The sequence below is a fragment of the Segeticoccus rhizosphaerae genome (assembly GCF_009192725.1).
Classification (GTDB): domain Bacteria; phylum Actinomycetota; class Actinomycetes; order Actinomycetales; family Dermatophilaceae; genus Segeticoccus; species Segeticoccus rhizosphaerae.
Window position 1 is genome coordinate 1 of record NZ_VOHR01000377.1, and the last position, 3,321, is coordinate 3,321.

Annotated in this window: 6 protein-coding genes and 1 pseudogene; all 7 read right to left on the bottom strand. The window is 72.1% G+C overall.

Going from position 1 to position 3,321, the window contains the following annotated elements; genetic code table 11:
* Nucleotides 1-518 (bottom strand): annotated as a pseudogene (locus FRW57_RS19255) (hypothetical protein); the annotation flags it as partial.
* Entirely contained in the window at nucleotides 515-946 is a 432-nt protein-coding gene (locus FRW57_RS19260; protein WP_152186794.1) for a pilus assembly protein TadG-related protein, read from the bottom strand. The pseudogene FRW57_RS19255 and the gene FRW57_RS19260, both read right to left, overlap by 4 nt.
* The gene (locus FRW57_RS19265; protein WP_152186795.1) at nucleotides 946-1,368 is read right to left on the bottom strand and encodes a TadE family protein; all 423 of its coding nucleotides are present in this window, start codon (nucleotides 1,366-1,368) and stop codon (nucleotides 946-948) included. The genes FRW57_RS19260 and FRW57_RS19265 overlap by 1 nt, the downstream gene beginning before the upstream one ends.
* Nucleotides 1,365-1,778, bottom strand: a complete 414-nt coding sequence (locus FRW57_RS19270; protein ID WP_152186796.1) for a TadE/TadG family type IV pilus assembly protein — start codon at nucleotides 1,776-1,778, stop codon at nucleotides 1,365-1,367. The genes FRW57_RS19265 and FRW57_RS19270 overlap by 4 nt, the downstream gene beginning before the upstream one ends.
* 22 nt (nucleotides 1,779-1,800) lie before the next feature.
* Nucleotides 1,801-2,028 (bottom strand): hypothetical protein, encoded by a 228-nt coding sequence (locus tag FRW57_RS19275; RefSeq protein WP_152186797.1) that lies wholly within the window; start codon nucleotides 2,026-2,028, stop codon nucleotides 1,801-1,803.
* A 75-nt stretch (nucleotides 2,029-2,103) separates the two neighbouring features.
* Nucleotides 2,104-3,012 (bottom strand): hypothetical protein, encoded by a 909-nt coding sequence (locus FRW57_RS19280; protein WP_152186798.1) that lies wholly within the window; start codon nucleotides 3,010-3,012, stop codon nucleotides 2,104-2,106.
* Nucleotides 3,009-3,321: type II secretion system F family protein (locus tag FRW57_RS19285; protein ID WP_420853270.1), on the bottom strand; the 313-nt coding region annotated here is incomplete at its 5' end. The genes FRW57_RS19285 and FRW57_RS19280, both read right to left, overlap by 4 nt.

Here is a 3,321-nt window from a genome sequence, read left to right on the forward strand (position 1 = left end):
TGGTCCGGCTGGTCAGCCGGCGTTGGGTGCGCGTTCGGCGCGCGGTCGGCCACGGTGCGGTCCGGGGTCGCGGTCGATGCGGTCACCCTGGTGCCGGTCGGTGCGGTCACCACAGTCGGCGCCGAGGTCGCGGCGGTGGTCCCGGGGGTCGCCGCCGGGAGTGCGACGAACAGCAGCAGCGCTGCTCCCACCAGGCCGCTGGCTGCGCTCTGCGGGATCCGTAGTCCGGGCAGCCGGGGTGCCCGGATGCCGCGGGCCCGGGCGGTGAGCTCGAGCAGGATGGAGCCGGTCAGGAAGGCCCACGAGATCCACGCGATGAGGGTGATCGCGGTCAGCGCCAGGGTCCCGTCGTCGGGACTGGACAGGGCGGTCTTGACCGCGTCGAGGGTGGGAAGGCTGTCGGGGATCGGGGTCGCGCCGATGGCCAGAAGGACCAGCGGGAGTCCGGCCACGATGCCCAGCAGCAGCAGGGTGGCCGCCAGACCCGCCATCCGGGGGCGCACGGTGCTGGTTCTCATCGCTGCCTCCCATTCTCGGCCCCGACCAGTCGCGCGGTGGCGTGACCGGTGACCGGCAGGTCGCCGATGCCGATGATGGACAAGAACGTGGTCTGGTAGCTGCCGGTCGTGTGGACGACCACCTCGTCCCCGCCCGCCACCGACACGCTGCCTTCGACGCCGGCGGCCGACAGGTACTCGCGTGCGGCCTGGGCGGCCGCGTGGGTGTCGATCGTGATGCTGCTCCCGCGCACGGCGGGGCCGGCGAGCACTTCCTGGCCGGCGGCGCGGGCGGCTTGGGCGGCCACGTCACGCGACTGCTGTTGCGCGTGCACCTGGCCGCCGAGGTCGACGGCCAGACCGACCAGCACGATCATCACGAAGGAGGCGAGGGCCAGCATGATGCTGATCGACCCCCGCTCCCGGCGCAGACGAGTCCAGTGCGGCATCATCGCTCCCGGTAGGTGTCGAGCGGGCTGGTCATCGACTCAGTGATCGTCATGGACCCGGGGATGCCCGGTGCGGACAGGTTGGACAGGTCCACCGTGCAGGTCACCGTGGCCCGAACGGAGGCGGGCGTGCCCACGACGGCGGCGAACCCGGTGGTGTCCACGCTGACGTGCGTGCTGGTGCAGCCGACCGACTGGTTGGCCAGGCTGGTGCTCGCGGCACCGGTCGCGGCGCTGTTCGCGTCTGGCTGGGTGCGGGAGATCGAGGCCGAGCGGGCCGCGTCGGCGGCCGCGGACGCCACCGCCTGGCGGGCCATCGTGACTCGCCCGCCGAACACGATCAGCAGCACGAACATCATGAAGGCGGGCACCCCGATCGCCGCCTCGATCGCCGCCGACCCACGGTCTGGTTCCCGAGTCATCGGGTGATCCTTTCGGTGGGGGCCGAGGCGCTCTGCCGGACGGTGATGTTCCACCCGGGGATCACGCTGAGGGAGTGTCCGGACACGGTCGCGGTCGCGGTGGTCGGGCCACGCTGGATGCTCACGTGCGCGTCGGCGAGCACGTCGTCGCCACCGGCGTCGGCGATGAAGGAACGGGCCGCGCCACGACCGGCTGCTGTCGTGCCCTGCTCGGCGCCGGTGCGCCGTGCTGCTTCCTGGGCGGCGGAGATGGCCACGGCCCGCGCGTGGTACCACAGCGCGGCCTGCATCCCGGCGAACATGACCAGGAACAGCGCCGGCAGCAGGAGGACCATTTGGATCGAGCTGGAGCCACGCTCGCGCCCACCCGCGGGGACGCGTCGGATGGCGGGTGCGGGTGGGCGTCTCATCGCGTCGGACCCTGGGCGAAGCTCACTGGATCTGGCCGGCCTTCTTCTTCACGTAGGCGGTCACCGCGGCGACCACGACGCCGGCGATGGCGATGACGGCAACGGCCCAGATGACCTGGTCCATGGAGACCGAGCCACGGTCGCGGTGACGCTCATCGAGGACCGCGCGCGCCCTGCCCTCGATGTTGTCCTGTAGCTGGTCCTGTAGTTGCGCCCCCAGGGTGTGCATCGTGGCGATCAGGTAGTACATGGATGTTTCCCTCCTGCCGGCGCGTCCTCGGGCGCGCTCTGGTGTGTCGCGGTTGGCCCTTCCGGGTGGTCTGGATCAGGTGCCACCTCCCATGACGCGCAGCAGCGCCGGGGCGATCAGGATGACCATGAAGATCAACCCGAGCAGGCTGACCGGGATGCTCATCTTTTCCCCGACCTCGTTGGCGCGGGCGAGCTCGTCGCCCAGCATGGCCACCCGCATCGAGGCGGCGCGGGCGCGCAGCTGCGCGTAGATGCCGCTGCCCTCCTCCTCCGGCAGCCGCAGGATGTCGGCCAGGTCGTCCAGCTCGGGTAGCGCCAGCTCCTCGGCGAGGGCGTGCAGCGCCTGCCAGGGCGCCTGGCCGGACCAGCGGGACCGGGCCAGCTCCTCCCCGAGGCGCCGGAACACCCATGAGTCGCCGACCTCGGCCGCCACCTCCATCGCCTGCCGCCCGCCGGAGCCGGAGTTGCGTTCCAGCGCCACCATGTCGATGTAGGCACCCAGGGCGCGGGCGAACTCGGCTCGGGCCTTCTTCGCGTCGTCTCGCGCGTTGTAGTCCGGGATGATGAACATCACCGCCGCGAGCACCACGGTGCCGGCCACCGGGATCACGACCGGCAGACGCAGGCCGACCAGCGTGAAGATGCCGGTCAGCAGGGAGGGGATGACCAGTCCGGCCAGGCCGAACACCAGCTTCTCGCCGTAGAACCGGGAGGGCGGCTTCCGCAGGATCGCCAGCTCGCGGCGTGGCACCTTGGACCACACCCCCAGCGGGAGCGTTTTCATCGCCCACTGCCCGAGCCGCTCCCGCGTGTCGGTCGCCCTCGCCTGCGGCTGGGTCCGGCGGCGGGCGGCCTGTGGCGACAGGCGGTCTAGGGCGTCGGCAAGATCGGGCTGGGCCGGTACCAGCCGCCAGATCAACAGCGCGACGCCGAGGCCGATCAGGGCTCCGGCGGCCAGCGCGAGCTGCAGGTCAGTGATCACGCCTGCCCCCCGACACCGCTGCCGATGAAGCGCGGCAGCGGTGTGCCGCGGGTCATGGTCTTCATCCACACCAGCACCCCGACGTAGGCCGCCAGCAGCACGAGCAGGATGACCTGCCCGACCGGCGTGCCGAACGGGGCGATGTACCGGCCGGTCAGGGCCAGGAAGCCGAGCACGGCCACCGTGATCAGCGTGATCCACCGCGCGGTGGCCCGCGGCTTGGCCCGGTCGGCCTCGACCTGGCGGCGGGCCCGGACGTCCTCGGCCACCGACTGCGCCAGCGCCTCCAGGACCCCGGCCAGCCCGGCG